At 64.4% G+C, this 23,275-nt stretch carries 22 protein-coding genes; 6 read left to right on the plus strand and 16 right to left on the minus strand.

The window, feature by feature from the left end; genetic code table 11:
- The first annotated feature begins 12 nt into the window (after positions 1–12).
- From GN331_RS14845 to GN331_RS14855, 3 genes are all read left to right on the plus strand, one after another.
- Positions 13–369, plus strand: a complete 357-nt coding sequence (locus GN331_RS14845) for an Hpt domain-containing protein (RefSeq protein ID WP_156643075.1) — start codon at positions 13–15, stop codon at positions 367–369.
- Positions 350–2,038, plus strand: a complete 1,689-nt coding sequence (locus GN331_RS14850) for an ATP-binding protein (protein WP_197427168.1) — start codon at positions 350–352, stop codon at positions 2,036–2,038. Before GN331_RS14845 ends, GN331_RS14850 begins: the two co-directional genes overlap by 20 nt.
- An 82-nt stretch (positions 2,039–2,120) precedes the next feature.
- On the plus strand, positions 2,121–3,890 hold the full coding sequence (locus GN331_RS14855) for a M14 family zinc carboxypeptidase (protein WP_156643077.1): 1,770 nt from the start codon (positions 2,121–2,123) through the stop codon (positions 3,888–3,890).
- Between the two features lies 1 nt (position 3,891).
- Here the strand turns inward: GN331_RS14855 and GN331_RS14860 are convergent, their stop codons facing one another.
- Positions 3,892–5,505 (minus strand): POT-type proton-dependent oligopeptide transporter, encoded by a 1,614-nt coding sequence (locus GN331_RS14860; RefSeq protein ID WP_156643078.1) that lies wholly within the window; start codon positions 5,503–5,505, stop codon positions 3,892–3,894.
- A gap of 151 nt (positions 5,506–5,656) precedes the next feature.
- Positions 5,657–5,968, minus strand: coding sequence for a hypothetical protein (locus GN331_RS14865; RefSeq protein ID WP_156643079.1), 312 nt, complete (start codon positions 5,966–5,968; stop codon positions 5,657–5,659).
- Positions 5,969–6,353: 385 nt separating this feature from the next.
- Here GN331_RS14865 and GN331_RS14870 point away from each other — a divergent pair, with 385 nt between their 5' ends.
- Positions 6,354–7,430 carry a linear amide C-N hydrolase gene (locus GN331_RS14870; protein WP_156643080.1) on the plus strand — a complete coding sequence of 359 codons (1,077 nt, stop codon included), beginning with the start codon at positions 6,354–6,356 and terminating at the stop codon, positions 7,428–7,430.
- Here the strand turns inward: GN331_RS14870 and GN331_RS14875 are convergent.
- From GN331_RS14875 to GN331_RS14885, 3 genes are read right to left on the minus strand one after another with little or no spacing between them, the layout of a single operon-like run.
- Positions 7,427–8,674, minus strand: coding sequence for a low temperature requirement protein A (locus tag GN331_RS14875; RefSeq protein ID WP_197427169.1), 1,248 nt, complete (start codon positions 8,672–8,674; stop codon positions 7,427–7,429). The genes GN331_RS14870 and GN331_RS14875 overlap by 4 nt on opposite strands.
- A complete protein-coding gene (locus tag GN331_RS14880) occupies positions 8,671–9,027 on the minus strand; it encodes a hypothetical protein (protein WP_156643081.1) in 357 nt (118 codons plus the stop codon). Before GN331_RS14880 ends, GN331_RS14875 begins: the two co-directional genes overlap by 4 nt.
- 13 nt (positions 9,028–9,040) lie before the next feature.
- Complete coding sequence (locus tag GN331_RS14885) at positions 9,041–9,724, minus strand: alpha/beta hydrolase (RefSeq protein WP_231734529.1); 684 nt, start codon at positions 9,722–9,724, stop codon at positions 9,041–9,043.
- A 93-nt stretch (positions 9,725–9,817) separates the two neighbouring features.
- On the opposite strand from GN331_RS14885, the gene GN331_RS14890 reads away from it, so the two are divergent.
- Complete coding sequence (locus GN331_RS14890) at positions 9,818–10,537, plus strand: hypothetical protein (protein WP_156643082.1); 720 nt, start codon at positions 9,818–9,820, stop codon at positions 10,535–10,537.
- Between the two features lie 414 nt (positions 10,538–10,951).
- Here the strand turns inward: GN331_RS14890 and GN331_RS14895 are convergent, their stop codons facing one another.
- Positions 10,952–11,674: an alpha/beta hydrolase gene (locus GN331_RS14895; RefSeq protein WP_231734530.1), complete on the minus strand. Its 723-nt coding sequence runs from the start codon at positions 11,672–11,674 to the stop codon at positions 10,952–10,954.
- 233 nt (positions 11,675–11,907) lie between these two features.
- Here GN331_RS14895 and GN331_RS14900 point away from each other — a divergent pair, with 233 nt between their 5' ends.
- On the plus strand, positions 11,908–13,374 hold the full coding sequence (locus GN331_RS14900) for an HD domain-containing phosphohydrolase (RefSeq protein WP_331713504.1): 1,467 nt from the start codon (positions 11,908–11,910) through the stop codon (positions 13,372–13,374).
- Here the strand turns inward: GN331_RS14900 and GN331_RS14905 are convergent.
- From GN331_RS14905 to GN331_RS14950, 10 genes are all read right to left on the minus strand, one after another.
- A complete protein-coding gene (locus tag GN331_RS14905) occupies positions 13,371–13,793 on the minus strand; it encodes a PaaI family thioesterase (protein WP_156643084.1) in 423 nt (140 codons plus the stop codon). The genes GN331_RS14900 and GN331_RS14905 overlap by 4 nt on opposite strands.
- A 26-nt stretch (positions 13,794–13,819) precedes the next feature.
- Positions 13,820–14,098: a hypothetical protein gene (locus tag GN331_RS14910; RefSeq protein ID WP_156643085.1), complete on the minus strand. Its 279-nt coding sequence runs from the start codon at positions 14,096–14,098 to the stop codon at positions 13,820–13,822.
- Between the two features lie 46 nt (positions 14,099–14,144).
- Positions 14,145–15,029, minus strand: a complete 885-nt coding sequence (locus GN331_RS14915) for a hypothetical protein (protein ID WP_156643086.1) — start codon at positions 15,027–15,029, stop codon at positions 14,145–14,147.
- A gap of 230 nt (positions 15,030–15,259) precedes the next feature.
- Positions 15,260–16,120, minus strand: coding sequence for a hypothetical protein (locus GN331_RS14920; RefSeq protein WP_156643087.1), 861 nt, complete (start codon positions 16,118–16,120; stop codon positions 15,260–15,262).
- A gap of 213 nt (positions 16,121–16,333) precedes the next feature.
- Positions 16,334–16,774: a hypothetical protein gene (locus GN331_RS14925; protein ID WP_156643088.1), complete on the minus strand. Its 441-nt coding sequence runs from the start codon at positions 16,772–16,774 to the stop codon at positions 16,334–16,336.
- 15 nt (positions 16,775–16,789) lie between these two features.
- Complete coding sequence (locus GN331_RS14930; RefSeq protein ID WP_156643089.1) at positions 16,790–19,075, minus strand: RHS repeat-associated core domain-containing protein; 2,286 nt, start codon at positions 19,073–19,075, stop codon at positions 16,790–16,792.
- On the minus strand, positions 19,072–19,443 hold the full coding sequence (locus GN331_RS14935; protein WP_156643090.1) for a hypothetical protein: 372 nt from the start codon (positions 19,441–19,443) through the stop codon (positions 19,072–19,074). Before GN331_RS14935 ends, GN331_RS14930 begins: the two co-directional genes overlap by 4 nt.
- A 43-nt stretch (positions 19,444–19,486) precedes the next feature.
- The gene (locus tag GN331_RS14940; protein ID WP_197427170.1) at positions 19,487–21,514 is read right to left on the minus strand and encodes a DUF6531 domain-containing protein; all 2,028 of its coding nucleotides are present in this window, start codon (positions 21,512–21,514) and stop codon (positions 19,487–19,489) included.
- Positions 21,515–21,524: 10 nt separating this feature from the next.
- Entirely contained in the window at positions 21,525–22,598 is a 1,074-nt protein-coding gene (locus GN331_RS14945) for a Fic family protein (RefSeq protein ID WP_156643092.1), read from the minus strand.
- Positions 22,599–22,800: 202 nt separating this feature from the next.
- Positions 22,801–23,106: an XAC0095 family protein gene (locus GN331_RS14950; protein ID WP_156643093.1), complete on the minus strand. Its 306-nt coding sequence runs from the start codon at positions 23,104–23,106 to the stop codon at positions 22,801–22,803.
- Positions 23,107–23,275 lie beyond the last annotated feature (169 nt).

Below are 23,275 nucleotides of genomic sequence, written 5' to 3' on the forward strand. Positions count from 1 at the left end.
CTGCGCGTGCACATGCAAGGCGAACGCTTCTCGACGATGCGTCGGTTGTTCAACGACGAGAAGACGCTCGTGCGCGTGTTGGGTGCATTCGGCGTAGCCACGCGCGATGACCTGCGCGCACTGGGCGAAGCGCACGACCGCCTCGATCTTCGCGGTATCGCCGAGATCGCGCACAAGCTGAAGTCCGCCTGCGCCCAGGTCGACGATGAAGCCACCGCCGAATGCCTGGACGCGCTCGAAGACGCCGCGGCGATGGGCACCTCGCCCGCGCTCGTGACGTCGCTGGTCGACGAAGCCACCGTGCGCGTCGCCGAACTCGCCGATGCCGTCGACGCCTACGTTGCCGCGCATGGAACCGATGCTCGCTAGCGTGCTCATCGCGATCGCGCTGCTTGCGGTCGCGGCCGCGCTCTGGCTTGCGTGGCGCTTGCGTACGATGCGCGCGCAACTGGCCGAATCCGAATCGCGCCGCAATCGCCTCGCCGAAGTCGCCAACAGCGTGCCCGGCGCGATCATCGAGTACCTGGTGCGCTTCGATGGTGCGACGTCGCTGGAGTTCGCAAGCACGCCGGCCGCCACGCTGTCGGGCCTGCCGGTCGACGTGATCCTGAAGGACTACACCGAATTCGAAAAACTGATGGACCCCGACGACGTCATGCCCGTGCGCATGCAGGTCGGCGCCGCGGCGATGGCGCTCACGCCGGTGCGTGTCGAGTATCCGATCACCCATGCAGTCACGGGCGAACGACGCTGGCTCACCGCATTCGGCACGCCCACGGCCGTGGCCGAAGGCGTGTTGTTCCGCGGCCATGTCCTGGACATCACCGAACAACACGACACGCAGGTCAAACTCGCACAGGCGCTGGAGGAACTGGAACGCGCACGCGAGTCGGCCGAGCAAGCCAACGCGGCCAAGTCCACGTTCCTGGCCAATATGAGCCATGAAATCCGGACGCCCTTGAACGCCGTCATCGGCATGTCGCATCTGCTCCTGAAGTCCGATCTCTCACCGCGACAACGCGGCTTCGCCGACCGCATCCATCAAGCCGGCGGCTTCCTGCTGCGCGTGATCAACGATGTGCTCGACGTATCGAAGATCGACGCGGGGATGCTGCGCATCGAACAAGTGCCGTTCGATGTCCGCGAATCGCTGCGCAACGTCGTGGCGATGGCGATGGAACGCGCGGCGGCGCGCGGCCTTGAAGTCGTGGTCCATGTCGCCGACGACGTTCCGCATTGGGTGATCGGCGATTCCTTCCGCCTCGAGCAGATCCTCGTCAACTACGTCGGCAACGCGATCAAGTTCACCGATACCGGCGAAGTGGCGATCGGCGCGCGCCTGCTGGACGTGGAGGGCCAACGCGTGCGTGTGCGCTTCCATGTCCGCGATACCGGCGTCGGCATTCCGGAAGAGGTGCAGACGCAATTGTTCAAGTCCTTCCACCAGGCGGATGCGTCGACCACGCGCCGTTATGGCGGCACCGGCCTTGGCCTGGCGATCTCGCGCAAGCTCGCCGAAGCGATGCAAGGCAGCGTCGGTGTCGAAAGCATCGTCGGGCGCGGATCGACGTTCTGGCTCGAACTCCCCTTCGACGTCACCGATGCGCCGGCGGAATCGAACGATGTCGTCGCCGCCGTCGACGTCTCGCATCTGCGCGGGCGCCGCATCCTGCTGGCCGAGGACAACCTGTTCAACCAGGAAGTCGCGCGCGCGCAGCTCGACGAGTTGGGCGTCGAAGTGGACATCGTCGACGACGGCGCGCAGGCCGTCGGACGCGCACAGGCCGGCGACTACGCGCTGATCCTCATGGACATGCAGATGCCCGTGCTCGACGGCCTGGAAGCGACGCGTACGCTGCGCAACGATGCGCGCCTGCGGGACATCCCGATCATCGCGATGACCGCCAACGTGCTCGAGCACGATCGCCAGCGCTGCCGCGACGCTGGCATGAACGACTTCATCGGCAAGCCCTTCGAACCCGACGCCCTGCGCGCGGTACTTCTCAAGTGGCTTGCGGCGGCGCCTGCCGCCGGTTGAGCGGCCGTCCACGGCTGCCTTCACCAAGCCTTTGCATTTGAGGCCGGACAGTCCCGGACCTGCCTTGCCGAAGAGCTTGCCCATGCCCCTGCGCCCCCGCCGCATCGTCCTTGCCCGTGCCGTCGCAGCCGCGCTGCTGGTCCTGCCCGTGTGCTGGCTCGCTGCGACCGCGGCGACCCCGTCGGCCACGTCGACCTTCCGCAACGATCCCGACCGCCTCGTGTTCGTGACCGTGCACTGGCGCGACCGGGCGCAGCTGCAGCGCATCGCCGCGAACTTCCAGCACCTGATCATCGACGAGAAGGCGCGCACGGCCCGCACCGAAGCGAGCGCCGCGGATCTGGCGACCCTGCGCCGTCTGGGCGTGCGCGTGGACATCGACGATGCATCGACCGAGCGCATGCGCCGCGCCGAGTCCGCGCTGGCCGAACGCGAAACGCTGTCGCAACGCGGCCTGTCGGGCGCGGCATTGCGCGCGGAGGAATCGATCCCCGGTTTCAGCTGCTATCGCACCGTCGAAGAAACCTACGCGACGATCAACTCGATGGCGTACTACAAGCCGAACCTGGCCAAGCAGTTCGACATCGGCCCGACGTGGCAATGGAAGAACAGCGGCGGCGCGACCGGCTATCGCATCAAGGTGCTGCGCCTGAACAACACGGCGACCGATGCGCGCATCCCCAACAAGCGCAACATGGTTGTGCTTGCCGCCATCCACGCGCGCGAATACACGACCGCCGAACTGACCACGCGCTTCGCCGAATGGCTGGTCAACGGCTACGGCACCGACGCCGATGCGACGTGGCTGATGGACAACTTCCGCTTCCACTTCATCCTGCAGGCCAATCCGGATGGGCGGAAGAAGGCCGAGTCGGGCCTGTCGTGGCGCAAGAACGTCGACACCGCAAACGGCACTTGCAGCGCGAATGCCTACGGCATCGACCTCAACCGCAATTTCCCGTGGCGCTTCGGCCAGGTGCCCAATGGGTCCAGCGGCGATCCGTGCGCGGCCACGTATCGCGGTCCTTCGTCGATGTCGGAACCCGAAACCCAGGCCTTGATGCGTTACATCGTGGGCACGCCCAACAGCCAGGGCGTCTACGAAGGCGGCGTGTTGCCCGACCTGCGCACCGACACCGGCGTCGCACCGACGACCTACCCCGGCTTGTTCCTCGACATCCACAGTTTCTCGCAGCTCGTGCTGTGGCCGTGGGCCAACACCTCGGCGAGTGCGCCCAACATGACGGACCTGCGCACGCTGGGCCGCCGCCTGGCGTACTTCAACGGCTACCGGCCCGTGCAATGGATCGGCATGTATCCGGCCGACGGCACGAACACCGACGCGGTCTACGGCGCGACCGGCGCACCGAGCTACACGATCGAACTCGGGCAGTCGTTCTTCGAAGATTGCGCGACGTTCGAGTCCTCGACGTATCCGCGCAACCTCGAAGCATTGAAATACGCCGCGCGCACCTTGAACGCGCCCTACACCTACGCCGGCGGCCCCGACACGACTTCGGTCGGCGCCGCGGCGACGACGATCACCGCCGGACAGGAGTTCGCGGTGGCGGGCTGGTTCGACGACAGCCGCTACAACCAGAACAACGGGACCGAGGGCGTGCAGGCCATCGCGCACGCGACCGCCTACCTGGATGGCGTGCCGTGGGCCGGCGGTGTGCGTTCGTTCGCGATGATCCCGAGCGACGGCGTGTTCAACACCAGTCGCGAGCGCGCCTACGTCAACATTCCCACGGGCGGTCTGGCCAAGGGCATGCATACGGTCTACATGCGCGCCGTCGATGCGAGCGGCCGTGCGGGCACGGCCAAGGCGATCCGGTTCCGCGTGCAATGACTCAGGGGGTGCGGTAGTTGTCCTGCATCGGGTAACCCCGCGCGTACCACGCGAACCCGGCCGCCGCGACGAACGCGAACGCCGCGAAGAAGAACATCAGGAACGCGTTCTCGCTTAGACCTGTGTTGGCGATGTGCGCGGTAACCGCATCGGTGCGCACGCCGGCATTCGTCAGCAGCACCCACAGGCTGCCGAAGGTGCTGGTGAGATACCAGAACGCCATGATCACGCCCTTCATCGCCTGCGTGGCCTGGCTGTAGGCGAACTCCAGCGCCGTCGCCGAGACCAGCACTTCGCCGAAGGTGAGCAACAGGTACGGCGCGATCTGCCACGCAAGCGAAACCTGCGAACCGCCATCGATCCACAACTGCAGGATGCCGGCGCCAATCCAGGCGATGCCCGCGAACACGATGCCCGTGCCCATGCGGCGCAACGCGGTCGGTTCCAGGCCCATGCGTCGCAGCGCCGGATACAGGAACAGGTTGTTGAACGGAATGATCAGCATGATCAGCGCGGGATTCAGCGCCTGCATCTGGCCGGCGTCCTTCACGAGGAAACTCGGCCACCACCACACGTCGTGCGGGATTTCCATCGCGCGGCCCTGGATGACCCACGTCGACGCCTTCTGATCGAACAGCGACCAGAACGGCGTGGTCAGCGCGAACACGATCAGAATGCGCAACACCGCACGCACGCTGTCGACCGTCGCATCGGGATGCTTCCCACGCGCGCGTTCCAACTGCATCGACGTGCCGATACCACCCGACGCGATCAATACACCGAGCGCCAGGCACGCGGTGATCACGAACCCGAAGTCTTCCGGCCACCACGCCGGCCCGATCGCCCACGCCATCAGCATGAAGATCGCGAGCGCGCCACCGAACGCAGCGACGTACAAACCCGGGCGCCCTGCCCCGTTGGTCGACGTCAGCGCCGTCTTCGCCACGTGCATGAAGGAATCCGGATCGTGCGCGACCGGCGGCACGCGCACGTACTGCTTGCGGCCCAGCCAGAAGATCAGCGTCGCGATGAACATCAGCACGCCCGGAATGCCGAACGCCACCGCCGGCCCGTAGGAGCGCAGGAACAACGGCATCAACAGCGAGGCGAAGAACGAACCGAAGTTGATCGCCCAATAGAAGGCGTCGAAGACGACCTTCGCCATCGACTTGTTTTCGCGCGTGAACTGATCGCCGACGAAGGACACGACCAACGGCTTGATGCCGCCCGACCCCAGCGCGATCAGGAACAGGCCCGTATAGAACCCGTTCTTGTTGTCCTCGAACAACGCCAGGCACGCATGGCCCGCGCAATAGATCAGCGAGAACCACAACACGGTGTTGTACTTGCCGAAGAACCGATCCGACAGCCAACCGCCGAGCAGCGGGAAGAAATACACGCCGATCACGAAGCTGTGGAAGATGTCCTTCGCCGCGCCTTCCCGATCGCCCACCGGCACGTAGGCCAGGATGACGCTCGATATCAGGAACTGCACCAGGATGTTGCGCATCCCGTAGAACGAGAAACGCTCACAGGCTTCGTTGCCGATGATGTACGGGACTTGGCGCGGCAGGCGCGCGGGCGTGGCGAGGGCTTCGGCGGGCGTGGTCGTCATGGGGCGGGCGCTGGGACGTCAGCCCGCACTGTATCCGACGAACGCGCGCCAGACAGCAGATTCGACGATGGCAGCCTTCCGCCGCGCGGCCCCGTCGACGACGGGACCGCGGGACGCATTCACGAGGGGCGAGCGCCCCGCGCGTGCGCTGTTACATCGCCTTCCAGGTCAGCGAGCCCGTGGCCGAGCGCGTGACGAGGATCTTCGGGACCTTCTGCGCGCAGGCTTCCGCGGCGGCGGCCATCAACTTGTCGCGCAGCCCCTTGGACTGCGTGGGATCGTTGATCTTCAACACCTCGTCCACTTCCTTCAACGAGGGCTCCGCCGGATCGCTGCACGCGATGGTGATCGTGCGGTCCGAGTCTTCCGCCTTGACTTCGATGGCACCGAGCGCTTCCTGCGCCAGCGCGCTACCGCTGGCGAACAGCACGACGGAAAGCGCGACAAGAGGGGCGTAACGCATTGCGCGACTCCTTCCGGTTCGGCGGACGACGGCCTGTCGTCCTCTGTCCGAGCCCCGATCATTGACACGCGCGACGTTCGAAACAAATGACAAAGGTTGGTGAACCGACGGACATGCCGACGAACGGACGGCTCATCCATTCGCGATGACCGTGCTGCGGGGGCGAATGCGTTGTTGCGGCGCGCAATGAAGAGAAGGCCCCGCGCCCATCACCCACTTGTTGCGCGTGGGGAGAGGAGCTGACGGGGCGTGCGCGGAAATGCTGGCAGGGAATCAATGGACGATCAATCCACTCAGTAGTTTTGCGGATCGTTCGCTTCGGGATTTTCGGATGTTCCGCGGGTTGTTGCACCGCAGTGTGCGATGACTCTCTGGAGAAAATCCCATGCGGATCTTGAATACGCTTCGCAATTCGGTTCTGGTTGTCGCCATCGCACTCGCCTCCCCCGCCGACGCCTGCACCCGCGTCCTCTACGTCGGCGACGAAGGCCTGGTGGTCACCGGCCGCTCGATGGATTGGGCGGAGGACATGCATTCGAACGTGTGGGTGTTTCCGCGCGGCATGGCGCGCGACGGTGCGTCCGGTGCGAACACCGTGAAGTGGACGTCGAAATACGGCAGCCTCGCCATCACGGCGTATGACGCAGGCACCGCGGACGGGATGAACGAGAAAGGCCTCGTCATGAATGGCCTGTACCTCGTCGAATCCGATTACGGCAAACCCGACAAGCGGCCCACGATGTCGGTGATGGTCGCCGGGCAATACGTGCTCGACAACTTCGCGACCGTGGCCGAAGTGGTGGACGACCTGCGCGCGGAACGCTTTCGCCTGATCGCGCCCAATCTTCCCAACGGCAAGGCTGCGTCGGTCCACATGTCCTTGTCCGATCCGTCGGGCGATTCGGCGATCTTCGAATGGCTCGACGGGAAGCTCGTCATCCACCATGGCAAGGACTATCGGGTGATGACGAACTCGCCGTCGTTCGACCAGCAACTGGCGATCCAGCAGTACTGGCGCGGCGTGGATCCCCTGACGTTCCTGCCCGGCTCGATCAACGCGGCGGATCGTTTCGTGCGCGCGTCCTTCCTCGTCAACGCCATTCCGCGCAAGGCGGACAAGAACACGTTGAGCGCGGTGCCCGGCGGCACCTATGAAAACCAGGCAATGGCGGCCGTGCTGAGCGTGGTGCGCGCGGTCGGGACGCCGTTGGGCGTCACGCATCCGACGAAACCCAACCTCTCCTCCAGCCTCTGGCGTTCGGTGTACGACCAGAAAGACCTGGTGCTGTACTTCGACTCGGCGACGAGCCCGAACGCGTTCTGGGTCCCGTTCGCCGACCTGGATTTCAAACCGGGCGCGCCGGTGATGAAACTCACCACGGCGGGCGGCAAGGTGTACGCGGGCAACGCCGCCAGTCAATTCGTGGCGGCGAAACCCTTCACGTTCCTGGGGGCGAGCTAGTCGCCCAGCGCCGCCGCCTCGTGGCGGTGGCCGCGCCACTCGTAACCGATCACGGTGACCACCGGCGCGCACATCAGGATGCACAGGCAGACCGTCATGTCGACGCCGGCCACCGCAGCGGCGATGGCGGCGACCATGACGGCAATGGTGGCGACCAACAAGCCCAGGTGGAACGGATCGAAACGCCGCACCAGGTAGTAGTACAGCGCGTAGATCGCGAGCAGGAACACGCCGACGGGAACGGCCGTCGTCAATAGCGTGGTCACCGCACCGATGTGCGCCTTGTGCTGCAGGTAATACGCCGCCACGTGCAGTCCCGCGCCGGTGGCGACGATGCACGTGATGATCAGCAGCTGCGTATAGGCCCACGTGAACTCGCGCCGACGGTGCGTGTGCAGCACGAACGCCGACGGCAGGATGTAGTACACCCACCACATGCCGAACGTCAGGCCCACGCCCGCGACGCACACCAGCGCAACCTCGAGCGACCAGCCCTCGACATCGACGACGGCCGACAACGACGCCACCGTGCCCACGATGCCCTCGCCCATCGCGATGATCGCGAACAGGCTGTAGCGCTCGGCGATGTGGTGCGCATGCCAGGGCGTGCCGTCGTGCAGGCGTTCGGCGATCCACGGCTGCAGGAGTTCGAAGCCGGCGAGTGCGAGGATCGCGAAGAACGTGCCCACGGGCGGGAAGTCGGCAATGATCAGCGCGGCCCAACCCAATTGCGCCACCGAAATCCCGACCGCATAGATCAGGCACGTCTTCCGACGCGGCGGATCCTGCTTGGCCGCGCGCAACCATTGGAAGACCATCGCAAGGCGCATGATCACGTAGCCGAGCACCATGATCCCGACGTCGACGCGCCCGTCTTCGACTTCCAGCGATGCGAACATCCGCGGCAACCCGAGCGCGAACACGAGCACGCCGATCATCTGCGTCATGGTCGCGACGCGGAAAATCCAATCGTCCGTGTCGTAAGCCGACGAAAACCACGTGAAGTTGCTCCACGCCAGGCACACCGCGAACGCCGCGAACGCAAACCCCAGCAACCCATTGGCGAAATGCCCCTCGGCGAGTGCATGCGCGAACTGCGACGCGGCCAGGCCGAAGGCGATGACGAAGGTGAGGTCGAAGAGGAGCTCGAGCGGCGTCGCGACGCGATGCGGCTCGTTCGGATCGCGCCCGCGCATGGGGCGGACGTGGTGGTGGAGGCTTTCGGCGGTGGGGGCTTGGGTCATGCGCGTTCTCGCCACAAGAGGCCGACCCATCGACGCATCAGGGATTCGTACCAATCGAATCCGGGGATCCGCAGCTGGAACATCAGCTGCTCGGTTGTCGCGCGATCGAGGAACGGCCGGAGCAACACCACGAACGGAAACTGCAGGAGCAGCATGAATGCCACGATCATGGTGCAGACGCCCGCAACGCTGCCGATCAGATGCAAGCGGTCACTCCAACCGACGATCGCACAACCGCCCTCTGGACACGGCCAGAAGGTACGCAATGCGATGTGGAACGCCAGGAAGATGCTCGGAAGCCCCGTAAAGGCGAAGCTCAACAGCCCCACCACATTCGGCAGCCTGCCTGCCATGAAACGCGGCAGTCTATTTGCCATCCGTATCCCCTTGGTGCGCGTTGTCGATGAAATCGAGCGTCGGCTTCGTCCACTCCTTCCGCGGCAAATAGAACGCCCCGTGCGACTTACCCGTATCGATCACGATCTCTTCGAACGAGGTCGGCTTCTCCGCCTTCTCCGCGATCGGCTTGCACGAATAGCCTGCGAGTGAGTCGCTCTTTTCGCGGATCGACAGCACGCGGCCGGTGAAGCGCACCTGCGGCTCGTCATCGCGCCAACAGGCGGCGAGCAGCACGAAGCGCACATCGGGACGACGCAGGAAACTCGACACGCGCATCGCGATCGCCCCGCCCTTCGAGAACCCGACCACGGCGATGTGATCTTCCGGCACGCCTGCAGCGACGAGCTTTTCGACCTGGCTGACCACGCTGCCGGCGAAAGCGATGTAATCGGTGTCCTTCGGGCGCTGCTGCGAAATCACGACCGCGCCGCGCGAGCCCAGCGTGTCGAGCAATGCGGGCCAGTGGTACACGCCGAAGCGGTCGTCCACCGGGCGCGGCGCGCCCTTCTCTTCCACGATCTTGCCGTGGAGGTAGATGACGTAGTGCTTTGCGGGATCGGGTTTGGCCGGCGGTGCGGTGAGGACCTCGGCGGCGGAGGCGCTGGCAACGGCGAGCACCAGTGCCAGCAGCGTCAAGATGGTTCGAAGCATGACACTCCCTCCAAGCGATGCCGCAAGCCTAATCCATGCGTCGCCAAGCGGCACGGGCCGGCGCTATGCTCGCACCATACGCAGGGGGTGCGCATGAGACCGTGGCTCAGGATCACCATGCTGTGCGTGGCGGGGTGCTTTGCGGGGCCTGCCGCAGCCACCCTCCAACAACGCGAGACCATCGCCATCGACGGCGACACGGCGGAGTTGCGCGTGTATCCCCTGGCCGCCTGGGTCGAGCAGCATCCCGGCGTGATTCCCGACGAGATCTATTCGACCAACCGCTTTCGCGGGTACGTCGGTCACTGGATGCTGGTCGACGGACGCCTCGAACTGGCGCGGATCGATGTGATGTTCAACGGCCCGTCCAAGCGCATGTGGATGTTGGTATGCACCGACTTGGAGTTCGAGAACTGCAAGAAAACGCGGACGAGCATGCCCATGTTCGAAGACCGCGACATCCTCCCGACACTCTTCCCCGGCCACACACGCGTCGTCGCCGATTGGTACTCGGGCACGCTGGTCATCGAACGCGGCCCGAGCGCGGAGTTCGTGGGCTACGCCGACACCTCGCTCACCGAACGCTGCACGCTCGTCTTCATCGATCACGGGCGAGAGACGAAACGCTACGACTTCGATGCACGGCAATTCGACCGCTATCGCCTCGCGCGTTTCCGCCAGTACCAACTGACGCCCGAATACGCGCAAAAGATGCGCGAGTTGGCGGGGCGCGGATGGGAAAAGGCCGACGCCGAGGAAAATCTCTACGGGGATGAGCTACAGGCCTACATTTCGCTGGCGCCGGACAGCTGAGTCTGGGTCGCGGCTACTCGGCCTTCCGTCGCACGCCGCCATCCACGCCGGCCGCCGCACCTCCTTCCGCGCCCCACTCCCAGGCAACCCGCGCCGCTTCTCCATCCACCGCTCGATCCACCGCATCCCCTGCGCCTGCGAGCCGCACCTCGCCTGCAACACCGCCATGTGCCACTGGATCTGCGTGTGCCAGCGCCCGTTCCGGTCGCGCATCACCATCGCGATGCAACCCGCGTTCCACAGCAGATGCGCGGAGCCTTCCTGCAACAGCCATCGGCAGGCGGGAGGCAGAGGACGCGTGGGCGCGATGTAGCGGAAGGTCATGCGACAAGAGCGTACGTGCGTGCGTCGCGCGGGATGCGAACGCAGAACAAGCGGAGCGCATCTGGCGCTCCGCTTTCGATACACATGGAATCAGTGAACGCCTTTCGCCGCCTGCTCGATGATCTTGGCAACAGCATCGGGACGCGACACGTAGATCGCATGACTGCCCGGCACCTCAGTCACCTTCGCACCGGCGCGCTTGGCCATCATCTGTTGCGCGGGCGGCGGGATCATGTGGTCGTCGGTGGCGACGAGGTACCAGCTCGGCTTCGACTTCCACGCCGGCTCCGTCACCGCGCCCGCGAGCGCTTCGACACCCCACGGCACCTGGGAGGCGGCCATGAAGTCGGCTTCGTCCTTCGGCACATCGCCCGCGAAGGAAGCGGCGAACTTGTCGCGATCGAGGAACAGGTAACCATCCTGCGGCGGGAGAATCGGCGGCACCGACGCACCCGGCGGCGGATTGGCGATCAACGTCTGCACGGACTCGCCCTTGTCGGGCGCGAAGGCCGCGATGTACACGAGGCGTTCGACCTTGGGGTCGGTGCCCGCTTCCGAAATCACCACGCCACCGTACGAGTGGCCGACCAGCACCACCGGCCCGTCTTGCTGGGCGATGGCGCGCTTGGTCACCGCGACGTCGTCGGCGAGCGAGTTCGTCGGGTTCTGCACGATGGTGACGTTGTAGCCATCCTTCTTGAGGACGTTGTAGACCTGCTGCCAACCCGAGCCGTCGACGAAGCCGCCATGGACGAGCACGACGTTCTTCGCGGGGGTGGGATTGGCGGCACCAGCAGTAGAGGACAGAGCCATGGCAGCAACCGTAGCGGCGAGGAGGGGCTTGAATTTCATGGAGAATCTCCGAGGGTAGGATGTGGGTAGTTGTGCGGGACATACCCCGCTCAGGGGAGGGTCGAATGACCGGGGTGCCGGCCACGGAGCAAAGGTTGCGACCGCGGGCCTGGACGCACCATCGGTCGAATGACCGATCCCTCGCGTAGTCGCGCAGCAACAGACTGTCCGGCCCTCGAAGGAGACGCACCGACGTGCACGCTTCCGATGTCGCCCTGCTGGATGTGATCCGCGCGCTCGCGTTCGTGGGCGACCTGGCCATGGGCCAGCCCATCGACCATTCCCCGCGCGCCGCGTGGATGGCCGGACAACTGGCGCGCGAAGCCGGCGGCGACGGCGCACTTTGTACAGAGGCGACGACAGTCTCGTTACTGCGCTGGTCTGGTTGCACCGCCAACGCACCGGAGTTCGCGCAATTGTTCGGCGACGATGTCGGCGGGCGCAAGGCGTTGCTGTCGATGCAAACGCCGGGCAGCAGTTTTCGCGCGAGCACCGCGCGTAGCGCGTCCGCGTTCCTGTCGTTGTCGCGCATCCATTGCGAAGTCTCGGGCGACATCGCTGCGCAACTTGGTCTCGCGGTGTCGACGCAACACGCACTTCGTCACCTCTTCGAAAGCTACGACGGCACCGGTGCGCCGGATGGCTTGCGCGGCGACGAAGTGCCCACGGCGGTGTATCTCGCCGCGCTGGCCGGCGACCTCGACATCTTCCATCGCCTGTATGGCATCGAGCAGGCGAGCACGCTGATCGACCAACGCGCGGGCACGCTGTATCCGCGCGCGTTGGCCACGTCGTTGTTGTCGAATGCATCGCAATGGTTGGACGCACTCGAAAGCGATCCGGCGATGTCGGGTGCATGTTCGCTCGACGCCGCGTTCGTGGACCGCACGACATCGCTGGAAATCCTGGCCGACGTCATCGATCTCAAACTGCCGTGGATGACGGGACATTCGCGGCGCGTGGCCGAATCGGCGAAGAGCACCGCGCAAGTGCTCGGCCTCGACGACCATCGCCAGCAGACCGTCTATCGCGCTGCACTCATCCACGGCATGGGCCGCGCGTCGGTGCCCAACATGATCTGGAATACGCCGGGCAAATTGCCGGCTGCGTCATGGGAACGCGTGCGTCTGGCGCCCTACTGGACCGGCCGCGCGGCGAAACAGATCGGCTCGCTCGCGCGCGAAGCGGACGTGGCGTCCTACACGTATGAGCGACCTGATGGCTCGGGTTACTTCCGCGAATCGAAAGCGGATCACCTCTCGATCGAAGGCCGCATCCTCGCGGTGGCGGCCGCGCATTCGGCGCTGTTGTCCGATCGGCCATGGCGCTTTGCCTACGGCGCGGAAGAAGGCGCTTCGATGCTACAGGACGAAGCGCGCGCCGGGCGCCACGATGCGGACATCGTCGACGCGCTGTTGCGCAAACCGCGTGCCGCGCCGCGTCGCGCACCGGTCGCAAATTCGTCGGCCGGCCTGCTGACCGAACGCGAGAAGGACGTCCTGCGCCTCGTGAGCCTGGGTGCGAGCAACAAGCGCGTGGCGCAACAGCTCTCGATCAGCCCGAGCACCGTGCGCACGCATATCGAGAGCGTGTTTCGGAAGCTGGAAAGTTCGACGCGGGCGGCGGCGACGTTGAAGGCGACGCACCTGGGGTTGCTTTAAGCCTGCAAAGCCACATTCGCAATCGTCGCCTGCATCAACGCGATGGTCTTTGTTTCCCCATCGCGCGTGCCGATCACTTCCGCCGTACACACCGTCAACGTGCGGCCGGCCTTGACGACCTTGCCGATGGCGAGGAATTCGTCGGCCAGCGCCGGGCGCAACAGGTTCACCTTGAACTCCACGGTGAGCACGTTGTAACCGTCGGGCGCGACGGTCATCGCCGCGTAGCCGCAGGCGCTGTCGAGGATGGTGGTGAGCGCGCCGGCGTGGACGAAGCCGTTCTGCTGCGTGAGCGCGGGCGATGGCGTGAGTGCGATGTGGACTTCGCCGGGGTCGACCGACACCAACCGCGTGCCCAGGGTGTGCATCAGGCCCTGGGCGGTGAAGCACTCGGTGACGAGCTGGCGGATGTCGCGCATGGCGTCAATCGTAGCAAGCGTGCCGCTCAGCGCCCGTCGTGGCGGTAATACAGCATGAGCGGGTCGCGATGCAGGCACCAGAGGGTCCATGCGCCCATCGCTGCGAATGTCGCGCCGGCCAGCAGCGGAAGTGCAACGAGGTAACGCAGCATTGCGAACACCGCAGCCAAGGTCCCCGAGCGATCCAATGCGCTCGGCAACCAAACAGCGACGACTGCGGCGATGACGATCAACAGCAAGCCACCCCACAACTGCCTGTCGGCGCGACGCATCGTGCGGCGCTGCCATGCATGGAAATTGCGCATGTCCCTCTCTCCCGTTGGAATGACGGCAAGATGGGAATGGGGTGTCTCACGGGTTGCGATCTGCTGTTGCGCTACTGGGGGTCTCCACGTCGAGTGACGTCAAAAGTTGCAGGCCCGAGCCGGGCAGATCGATATCGTTTGCCACGGACGAACGGTCGACATCAAGTCCGTCCTCGCTGCCTGTGTCCCACGGAATCTCCTGCCGGGGACCCGGTATATAGAAGTCCCACTGCCCCTGTTCCGGTGGCATTCGGCCATCCGAGAAGAAGCGCACCGGTATTCTGACTGTCCAATCGGACCTCGAAGCGAAACGACCGGCGGTAGGCGGAATGAATCGCCACTGTCGCGCGAGTCGAATCCCGAAGTTGGCCAAAACGCCTCGCCATCGCGCCATTCCCCGCTCGCTGTCGACCACCGTCAGGTTGACCTGCTCGGCCACGACTTGCATGGGCTTGCCATCACGACCCACGCGAACAACCAGGTGCACGTTTCCACTTACGCCACCTCGATAGCCATCGATTGCGCGCGTGCTCGGGGCCTTCGCAAAGGTGACACGCTCCACAGGAGGAACCTCTCCGAACCCCGCGCCTGCGATTCGCAGGTCCGCGATGTATCCCTCGGCATTGCGGCGCGCCTCCATGCGCAACCGCATCGGGACGCGCATCGCTGCGGGCGCCACGCCTGGCGTGGGCGTTGCGAATCGCCATCCGGACGCGGCCTGGGCAACCCGGTTCACGACCGAGGGAGGCAGCTTCGCGACGTCCTGATCGAGGCCGTGGGCGGTGACCATGCCTGCCCCATCAATGTCGAGCCAGCCAGTGAGGTCCATGCTGTAGCGCGTTTGCTTGCGGATTTCGTCGAGGTTTGCGGCGGAAGCCGCGAAACCGATGAGCGCAAGCATGAGCGCGAGCGCGGATTTCAACCAAGTCATGCAGTGCTGCTCCAAAGCGAAGGTGGAGAAGCTAGACGGGGTGAACCGGCATCGGCGACGAGAAGGATTTTTGAAGCGGTAGCGAAACGATGTGCGAAGAATGCACGTTGTTTCGCCATAGAAGTGGATGCTCGGCGAACTAAAGAGCTGACGGCCTCAACGCCGGCAGCCTACGGCTCGCTAGAGCGGTCGCTTCATCGCGCGCACTGAACTAATCAAGAAAGTACTGTTTAGCGCACTGCGGTCCTGGGGGCTTGCATGTCGAGTGGCGTCAACAGCCGCAGGCTCGAGCGCACGAGATCGACGCCGCCCTCCGTGACAACTTCACTGCCGGTGTCCCAGGGAATCTCATGCTTGGGGCCGGGGACATAGATCTCCCACTCGCCAAGCGCTGGCGCGCGCTCGCGAGGCGACAAGAATCGGGCAGGGATCTTCACCGTCCAATCGGCGTTAGAAGCGGAAGGACCAACGGTCGGCGGAGTGAATCGCCAATGCTGCGCAACCCGAACCCCGCGCTCGCCCAACTCGCCGCGCCATCGCTTCATCGCCGGCTCGGAGTCGAACACCGTAAGGTTGACCTGCTCGGCCACGACCTGCATCGGCTTCCCATCGCGACCCACGCGCAAAACGAGGTGCACCGTGCCGCCCGCTCCGCCGCGAAAGGCTTTAATTGAGTTCATGTGCAACGTGCCCGGTCGCTTCGCATAGGTGACACGCTCCTCCCTGGGAGCCTCACCGAACTGCGCGCCCGCGATCCGGAGGTCCGAGACATGTCCATCCGGGGCGCGACGCGCCTCGATGTGCAAGTTCATTGGCACGCGCGCGGCGACTGGCATCTCGTCAGACGTGCGCGAGGCGAATCGCCAACCGGACGCCGCCTGGGCAACTCGAGTCACAACCGAGGGAGGCAACTTTGCGACGTCCTGGTCGAGGCCGTGCGCAGTGACCGCGCCCGCCTGGTCGACCTCGATCCAGCCGGTCAGATCCATCCTGTAATGCGCTTGCTTGCGGATTTCTTCGTGGTCTATGGCCGAAGCCGGTGTAACGCAGAACGCAAGCATGAGCGCCAGCGCCAATTTCAACCAAGTCATGCAGTTCTCCTCCAAAGCGAAAGCGGAGAAGCTTGACGAGATGGACCGGCATCGGCGACGAGAAGGATTTTCTGAGGGGTAGCGAAACGACGTGCGAGGAATGCACGTTATTTCGCCGTAGAAGTGGATGGTCGTCGAGTTAGACGGCTGACGGTCTTGACGTTTGCAGCCTACGGCTCAGAGGGAAGTCGCTACACCGCGCCGCACTCAAGTCTAATCAAGGAAATTTGGGTCTTCGCTTGCTGGATCAAAGTCCTCAGATCGGACGTCAATCTCAAGGTCATACGGCGAAGCGGGAGAAAACGAGCTTCGCAGGGAAGCTCGCTGCCCGATCCTTTGCGTTGCAAGCAGACCGTCAATCGTTGAGGCCAGCATGCGCAACCTGTCCAGTGGCCCAGCGATCCAGTGCTCTGTGATCTCAGGGACGTCCCACGTGCCTATTTCCAGATAGCTATACGGACCAAAGTGCTCGTGCTCCGAAACTCCCTGATTTCGTTCATCTGCCGCATACCGCCGAATTAGGTCTGCAAACTTGCTCAGACCACTTTTGGCGCCGACGATTCGCCAGGATTTAATTTCGTCGTCTCTATCGTAGTAGAAGCCAAGCTCTTGCCACTCACGGCGCGTTTCTACCTTGGCGCGATCTGAAAGCATTGTCTCGCCTCGTCTCTATTTCTTGTTTCCAGGGACCCAGCCACCATCTGGGAAGTGATCCCACTTGTTGCCATCACCGTCTGTATAGCCCCAATGAGGACCTTTCGGTGGTGGGTGCCCGAAGTCAGGGTGCAACTTACCGCCGGTCTTTGGGTTCCACCAGTTTCCTTTGTTGCTCCCTGGAGCACCCGCCCCTTTCCATTCCCAGCCGTCGCCAGGACATTGCGCCGGATCATCCGGAAGTGGTGGCGCCGGGACGGGCTCCGCGGCTTGATTCAGAGCCCAATAATCGAATGCCCTACTGCCCGCCCATGCTGCAGCAACGGCCGTTCCAACGAATACAGCAGCCTTGCCAGCCCCCGCTAGGGCTGGTGGAACCAATGGGAGCAAAAATGCCAGCTGGCCATCGGGGTCGACATAGCTCACCGGGTTTGCGAAGGCATAGGCATAGGTGTTGATCCCTGCCGCAAGCCCCATTGGATCCGATTGCAAATAGCGCCCAGGCTTCAGATCCACATCGCGAAACCCGTTCGACCAAAGATCGCTTTCCGCGTCGTAGTACTGCCCCGGAAATCCGATGTTTAGACCGCCGATAAGATCAAGTCCGACATGCCTATCGAACGCGTAGTTTTCCGCGCGCCACACCTGCACCTGCGTTCCACTCGTCACCACCTCCGGGCGACCGAGGTGATCGTTGTGCACGAACTTCACGCCGGGATGTCCCACGGTGATCGGCAGGTCGTCGTACCAGGCAACGATGCTGCCCGCGCTCGGCATCAGCAGGCCTACCAATTCACCGCCGAACCAGAGGTAGTCCGTCCATCCGCCGGGGCCATGCTCGGCTAACACCTGCGTCGGCCTGCCGTAGACGAATCGCTTCGCACCTTCGACGCTCCACTTCGCGACACGCTGATCGAGTGCGTTGACTGTGTATTGCGTCGAGCCCGCAGGTAGCGCCTTGCACGCCCCGTATGATTCGCACACTTCCACTGCTGTTGGCCGCGTTACGTTTCGCAGCCTGTCAAATGCGTCGTACTGCAGTTGCGTCGTGACACCCGCGGTCGTGTCGCTGATGCGGTTCCCGCGCTTGTCGTAGCCATACGTGTGATGTCGCGCTGGGTTCGCCGTCCCACCAATCGCGAGCAGGCGGTTGCTGTAAGGGTCGATCGTGTGTTGCTCGGCCGCGCCGCCCCAGTTGTACGAGGTGCGATTGCCGTTGGCGTCGTGGGTTGAGGTTCTTGCCCCACTCGTCCCGACGATCACATCCTGCGTGAGCCGGCCCTGCGCGTCGTAGAGGAACGTTTGTTTCCCCGGCTCGCCGACGGCATTGGTGATCGCGTTGATGCGGTCGGCCGCGTCGAACCCGTACGTCAGGCTTTGTGCGACTTTGCCATTGGCATCGTGCACGGCACTCACGCCGAACAGCCGCCCGTTGTCGTCCACGTTGTAGCGACGTTCCAGCCCGTTGCCGTAAGTCCACGATTCGGGGCCGCCGAACGGGCGGTAGCGGATGTCGTCGATGACGGTTTGCGTTGTCGCGCGGTGCGTCACGGTGAGGTTGCTCAACCGGCCCATCTCGTACGCATAGGCGAGCGATGCGCCGCTCGGATAGACGAGTGTGGCCAGCCGGCCCAGGGCATCGAATTGATGCGTGGTGGTGTCGGCGACGCCCTTTGCTATGTCTGTGCGAGTGCGCACGACGCCGTCGGCGCGGTACGTGAACCGCGTGGATGCCTGGACAGCGCCGCCATTGAGCCTCGTCGCTTCGCACAGGAAGCCTGCGCCGCACGTGTCGTAGGCGAACGTCCTCTGGTCCGATCCGCCAGTAACCGCAACCACGCGACCCAACGCGTCGTACGCATAGTCGATGGCGCTCGCATCGTTGCGCACTGTCCGAGTTAGAAGCCCGCCTGCGCTGTAGGCATGCGTCGTCGTCCCCGTATCGGGGCTGCGCAGCTCCAGCAAATCGCCGAAGCCGTTGTAGCGATACGTCGTAGACAAGCCGCGCGGATCGACGACCGCCGTAGTCCGGTCCCCGGCGTCATACGTCAGGCGCGTGACGCCGCCCATGGCATCGGTCGACGTGGCGACGCGCCCCAACGCGTCGTAGGTCAGCCGCGTCTTGTGTCCATTGCCGTCGACCACTTCGACAAGGCGCCCCTCGACGTCGTACGACCTCCCGGCAACGAGCTTGCCCTCCACGCCGCTGCGTTCGGAGATCAACCGACCGAGTTCGTCGTATTGGTAGGTGGCCACCTGGGTGACGGCCAGCGTGGCGGCAAGCGCAGCGGCGACCGTCATGGATCCTGGAACACGTACTGGACCGCCTGGTGCTCGGCGTCATTGCAAGGCTGCGCCAGCGAGATGCGCACCGGGCGCGCGGTCGCCGATGCACTCAGCAACATTGCATACCAGTTCCGGCCGGCCTGCGAGGTGGTCGAGAAATGGAAGTACGTGACGGTCTTGCACGCGCCGACGAGCCGGAAATAGACGGTGCCGTCGGCGACGGGATAGATGCGCTTGACGAGTCCGGCCAGATGCTCGGAGGTCGACAGCGTGGCTAGCCCAGCGTCGGCGCCCTCGAGCGGCGGAAGGGATGGATTGTTCGCAAGCGCTGGCGTCGCCGCCAGCAGGGCCGCCGTGGATGCGGCGAGAATCAAGATGCGCATTGGGTTCGGGTCCTCGAATCTGAAACAAATCAATGAGCGCACGTCATTCCCGACCGACTTCGATACGGATCGGCTGTGACATTGCGTTGTAGGTAATGCGACGCACGGAGAAGCTGCCTTCTGGCTCGGTGCGGTCTTCCTGGATCAGGCGGTGCGCGACGTCGTAGTGATAGAGGACGGAGTTGCCGTCAGCGGTGTGGATCGTATCGAGCAGGCCGTTCTCGCCGTACACGTAGCGCGTTTCAACCAGCGCGCCGTTCGGATAGGTGCGGTCGACGACCACGCGCCCCCGTGGGTCGTACCAGTATTCGCGCAGTTCGCCAGCCGGGCTGGTGATGCGGCCCGGCAGGCCGAGGGCGGTGTGGTTGCTGTAGGTGGTGGCGTGCCCGGCATCGTTGGTGATCGACAACAGATCACCGCTCGGCGAATAGCGATACGTCATCGCGTCGCCGGTGCCAGGCACGGGGCCATCTTCGACGACAGATGCAACCATCCCGTTCGCGTGCTGCGTGTAGCTGTAGTCGACCGAACGATCCGGCGCGACGATGCCGGCTTTGAGGTTGCGTGTGGTCACGCGCTGCAGCCAGCCCTGCGGGGTGTACGAATACGTTTGCTCCGACTCGCCTTCGAGCGATTCGCGGAAGCGCCGCCCGGCTGCATCTCGTTCGAATGTCCACGCGCGTTGGACCGGGGTCCCCGCAGCTTCAACGCGACGGGCGAGGCGCCCGCGACTGTCGTACGCGAAGGTCGTCACCGTGCCCGCGGCATCGGTTTCCGATTCCAGGCGGCCTTCCGCATCGAACGTTCGTGTCGTTGCAGACGCAGGGCAGTTCGGGCTCGCCTGCCCGGTCGATCCGACGATGCGACCTTTGTCGATGCGATAGGTCGTTACCTTTCCAAGCGCATTGGTCCGGGTGATGGTTCCATCACCATAGGCGTAGCGAGTGCGCTCAATGCCGTACTCCTTGCGCGACTCGGTGACCCGCGACTCAGCGCCGTAGGCGTACGTCGTAACGCGCGCACCGTCCACCGATCTGCCGACGTATCGGAACTCGTCGTCGTAATGGTAATAAAGCGCTGCCTTGCCATCGGGGAACCTGACGCTGTTCAAGCGCACGCCCTCGTGATCGGCCCCTGCGCGCAGCTCGTAGTCGAACTTGTAGATGCGCCCAGCCGGGTCGATGGCTTCGATGACGCGATTCCGGCCCCATGGCGTTTGCACCCATGTGAACGAGATTTCGGCGCCCGTGGTGTGACGGATGCGCTTCAGGAGTTGGCGATCTTCGTATTCGTAGGTCAACCCGACTCCGTCGGGCTGGAGACGCTGTGTGAGGTTGCCTCCGGCGTCATAGACCTCACGGCTGCCGTCTCCCCAGGCGAGCTCGAAGCCCCGGTCCGCTTTCCGCGTGATACGCGCCGCGGGTTCCTCGTCCGATCCGACCCACGCGTTTTCCGTTGCACTCCATGCGAACGTCACGACGTCACCGGATTCGCGGTGCGCAAAAATCGGCCGCTCTCCCGGATTGACGGTGCACGGATTGATGCCCGGACGCTGGTAACAGCCCTCGCCTGGCGAGTCTGGCCATCGCTTGTCGGAGAGCTTCAAATCATGGTTGGTGACCCATTGCTTGCCGAGCAGTCCGGTGCCGCTCCAGCCCTGGTTGTAGGTGCGTTGGAACCTCATCCCGAGCAGCGAGGCGTGTGCGAAGTCCTCCACGAACTCGAACTTCCTGCCGGTCACGATGTCGACCGGGTTGTCGCACAGGTGTTCGGCCACGGGTTCGGGGTCATCAGGGCCGAGGTTTGACATATCACCGTCCCACGGCGGCGGGTCATACACGGTGGTGCCGTGACCATTGCCGCCTCCGCCGGAGCCGCCACCCGAGCCACCACCCGGACGAGTTCCGACGATCACGACCCCAGGGAACTCGTGCATCCTGGATTGCGGCTGCGGCCCAGGCAGGTTCTGCGCATTCGCCGACGACGCACCAATGAACAGCAACACCGCAATGGCCCGTCGCAGACAATGCCGAGCGCTGACTGGCAGTTCGCATCCAAGCGTGTGTGCCATCTGAGTTCCTTCAATCATGGAATGTGGCCTGCAAGGCGGCGCGGAGAACGTCGTCGACTTGCGTCATCAGGGGATTCGCATCCAGATCCCCCGTCGCGCTTTCGATTTCGCAGGCGCTGTGTTCGGCGATGCGCAGTAACGCGCCATCGAGCGCGCGGGACGAGATGCCCGCGACGCGTTTGAGGTGTGTTCGTTCGATTCGCCCATTCGCAACCAGCGCCGCAATCACGTCCGCCCGAAGGCGCGGCGAAACAACCACACCCTTGATGCCCGCATGGATGGCCGCCATGGATTCCGGCAGCGCTCTCGATCTCAAGACTTCGACTACGCGACGCTCGAACGAATGACAACGCAAGAGATAGCCGCCCATCCCATGGGAACGGGCGTGTGGCCAGTAGCGCTCAACCAACGCCGGTTTTCCCAGTTGCAGCAAGCACGCGTGCACCACGCCGGAGACGGATGCGCCTCTCGAAGCACCCACCCAGGCAGCCAGCAGTCGAGCCCAGCGCCCGTTCCCGTCGGCGAATGGATGGACATGCAATGCATGGAATGCAGCACAGGCGACAAGCACCGTGACGGGAATGTGCGGCTGCGGCGCAAGGAGCCCGTCACAGAGCGAGTCGAACAGGGGTTCGACATCTCCATCGTGCGCGAACACGTGACCTTCGCTGGCAACCCGCGCCCCCGAGAAGGCGAGTTCGCATCGCAATCTCCTTGGTGCGTGCGCGACGGGCAGGCCGAGCGACAACAGCGGATCACGTCCCTCGCGCGGCGGCGAACGGGCGGACAGCACATCGATGAACGCACGAGCTTCATCGCACCGGGACTGCATGGACCTGAAGCCAATTGCGCCACGGATCAGAAGCAGCGCTTCATGTGCGCTTCGGAAGCCCGCAGCGCCAACCGCGTTTCCCGCAGAGACGCCGCACGATGACGCGGCGTACCTCGCCAACAACGTGGGAAAAGGATCGGGCGAGAAGAACGTCAGCGTTCGTCCCGACACGCGCGAGGGAACGCGGTCGAAACGACCCGTCGGGCGCTCCAGGGCATCGGGTGAAGCGTGATCGACCGCAACGCTGTCCAAGTCATCCTTCGTTGCTCGCGAGCGAGCGCTTTTTGACCGCGCACACGCTATGCGGGACGGACCGGCATGAACAACGAGAAGAATTGGAGAGCGCCCTGCGAAACTGCGCGCAGTAGGAACGCGCTATTCGCCGTGCGACCTGGGGCGCGTCTTCATGCGCAGTAATCCGACAGAACGAGTGCCGGGCAATCGCGCGTAGAACTCAGGCAGGCGAGCCCTGCTCCGATTTGCGCGTCTTGCGCTTACGCGCAGTTGCCGGCGCCGCCGCCTCCGCCATGTTGGTCGTCGCCGCCACAATCCACCCCACATCCCGCGACAACCGCGAGAACCACCACGCCAACGCATCCGGCCGCAGCCTGGCATCGAGCCGGCTGGCGTTGCCGCCGCATTCGGTGAGTTGTGCCATCAGGCGCAGGTGATCGCGCAACTGGATCAGTTCGACGTGCGCGTATTCGGGCAGTGTGTAAACGATGGGCGCGGCGTGTTGCGCGCCGGGGGACTTTCGCATGGCAACCTCCATCGATCCGGAAGAGCCCCCTGCGCCGCGGATCGGCGCAAGGGATGTCGGGAGGTTGAAAGGCCGGCAACAGACGGTGGACGTATTTCCCCTTGCGGGGTGTTGTATTGGGTCCCCTCCCGACGCAGGGGATACACGTTTGGCGCGTTCCCTGGCGCCG

This window comes from Noviluteimonas gilva (genome assembly GCF_009740395.1).
In the GTDB taxonomy this organism is placed as follows: domain Bacteria; phylum Pseudomonadota; class Gammaproteobacteria; order Xanthomonadales; family Xanthomonadaceae; genus Noviluteimonas; species Noviluteimonas gilva.

Bases quoted from the DNA above. Each gene is read 5' to 3' on its own strand.
- GN331_RS14930 (WP_156643089.1), bottom strand. From the start codon at position 19,075: ATGACGGTCGCCGCTGCGCTTGCCGCCACGCTGGCCGTCACCCAGGTG.
- GN331_RS14950 (WP_156643093.1), bottom strand. From the start codon at position 23,106: ATGCGAAAGTCCCCCGGCGCGCAACACGCCGCGCCCATCGTTTACACA.
- GN331_RS14940 (WP_197427170.1), bottom strand. From the start codon at position 21,514: ATGGCACACACGCTTGGATGCGAACTGCCAGTCAGCGCTCGGCATTGT.
- GN331_RS14855 (WP_156643077.1), top strand. From the start codon at position 2,121: ATGCCCCTGCGCCCCCGCCGCATCGTCCTTGCCCGTGCCGTCGCAGCC.
- GN331_RS14880 (WP_156643081.1), bottom strand. From the start codon at position 9,027: ATGGCAGGCAGGCTGCCGAATGTGGTGGGGCTGTTGAGCTTCGCCTTT.
- GN331_RS14890 (WP_156643082.1), top strand. From the start codon at position 9,818: ATGAGACCGTGGCTCAGGATCACCATGCTGTGCGTGGCGGGGTGCTTT.
- GN331_RS14895 (WP_231734530.1), bottom strand. From the start codon at position 11,674: ATGGCTCTGTCCTCTACTGCTGGTGCCGCCAATCCCACCCCCGCGAAG.
- GN331_RS14860 (WP_156643078.1), bottom strand. From the start codon at position 5,505: ATGACGACCACGCCCGCCGAAGCCCTCGCCACGCCCGCGCGCCTGCCG.
- GN331_RS14935 (WP_156643090.1), bottom strand. From the start codon at position 19,443: ATGCGCATCTTGATTCTCGCCGCATCCACGGCGGCCCTGCTGGCGGCG.
- GN331_RS14915 (WP_156643086.1), bottom strand. From the start codon at position 15,029: ATGACTTGGTTGAAATCCGCGCTCGCGCTCATGCTTGCGCTCATCGGT.
- GN331_RS14845 (WP_156643075.1), top strand. From the start codon at position 13: ATGCAAGGCGAACGCTTCTCGACGATGCGTCGGTTGTTCAACGACGAG.
- GN331_RS14910 (WP_156643085.1), bottom strand. From the start codon at position 14,098: ATGCGCAATTTCCATGCATGGCAGCGCCGCACGATGCGTCGCGCCGAC.
- GN331_RS14865 (WP_156643079.1), bottom strand. From the start codon at position 5,968: ATGCGTTACGCCCCTCTTGTCGCGCTTTCCGTCGTGCTGTTCGCCAGC.
- GN331_RS14925 (WP_156643088.1), bottom strand. From the start codon at position 16,774: ATGCTTTCAGATCGCGCCAAGGTAGAAACGCGCCGTGAGTGGCAAGAG.
- GN331_RS14870 (WP_156643080.1), top strand. From the start codon at position 6,354: ATGCGGATCTTGAATACGCTTCGCAATTCGGTTCTGGTTGTCGCCATC.
- GN331_RS14850 (WP_197427168.1), top strand. From the start codon at position 350: ATGGAACCGATGCTCGCTAGCGTGCTCATCGCGATCGCGCTGCTTGCG.
- GN331_RS14885 (WP_231734529.1), bottom strand. From the start codon at position 9,724: ATGCTTCGAACCATCTTGACGCTGCTGGCACTGGTGCTCGCCGTTGCC.
- GN331_RS14875 (WP_197427169.1), bottom strand. From the start codon at position 8,674: ATGACCCAAGCCCCCACCGCCGAAAGCCTCCACCACCACGTCCGCCCC.
- GN331_RS14920 (WP_156643087.1), bottom strand. From the start codon at position 16,120: ATGACTTGGTTGAAATTGGCGCTGGCGCTCATGCTTGCGTTCTGCGTT.
- GN331_RS14905 (WP_156643084.1), bottom strand. From the start codon at position 13,793: ATGCGCGACATCCGCCAGCTCGTCACCGAGTGCTTCACCGCCCAGGGC.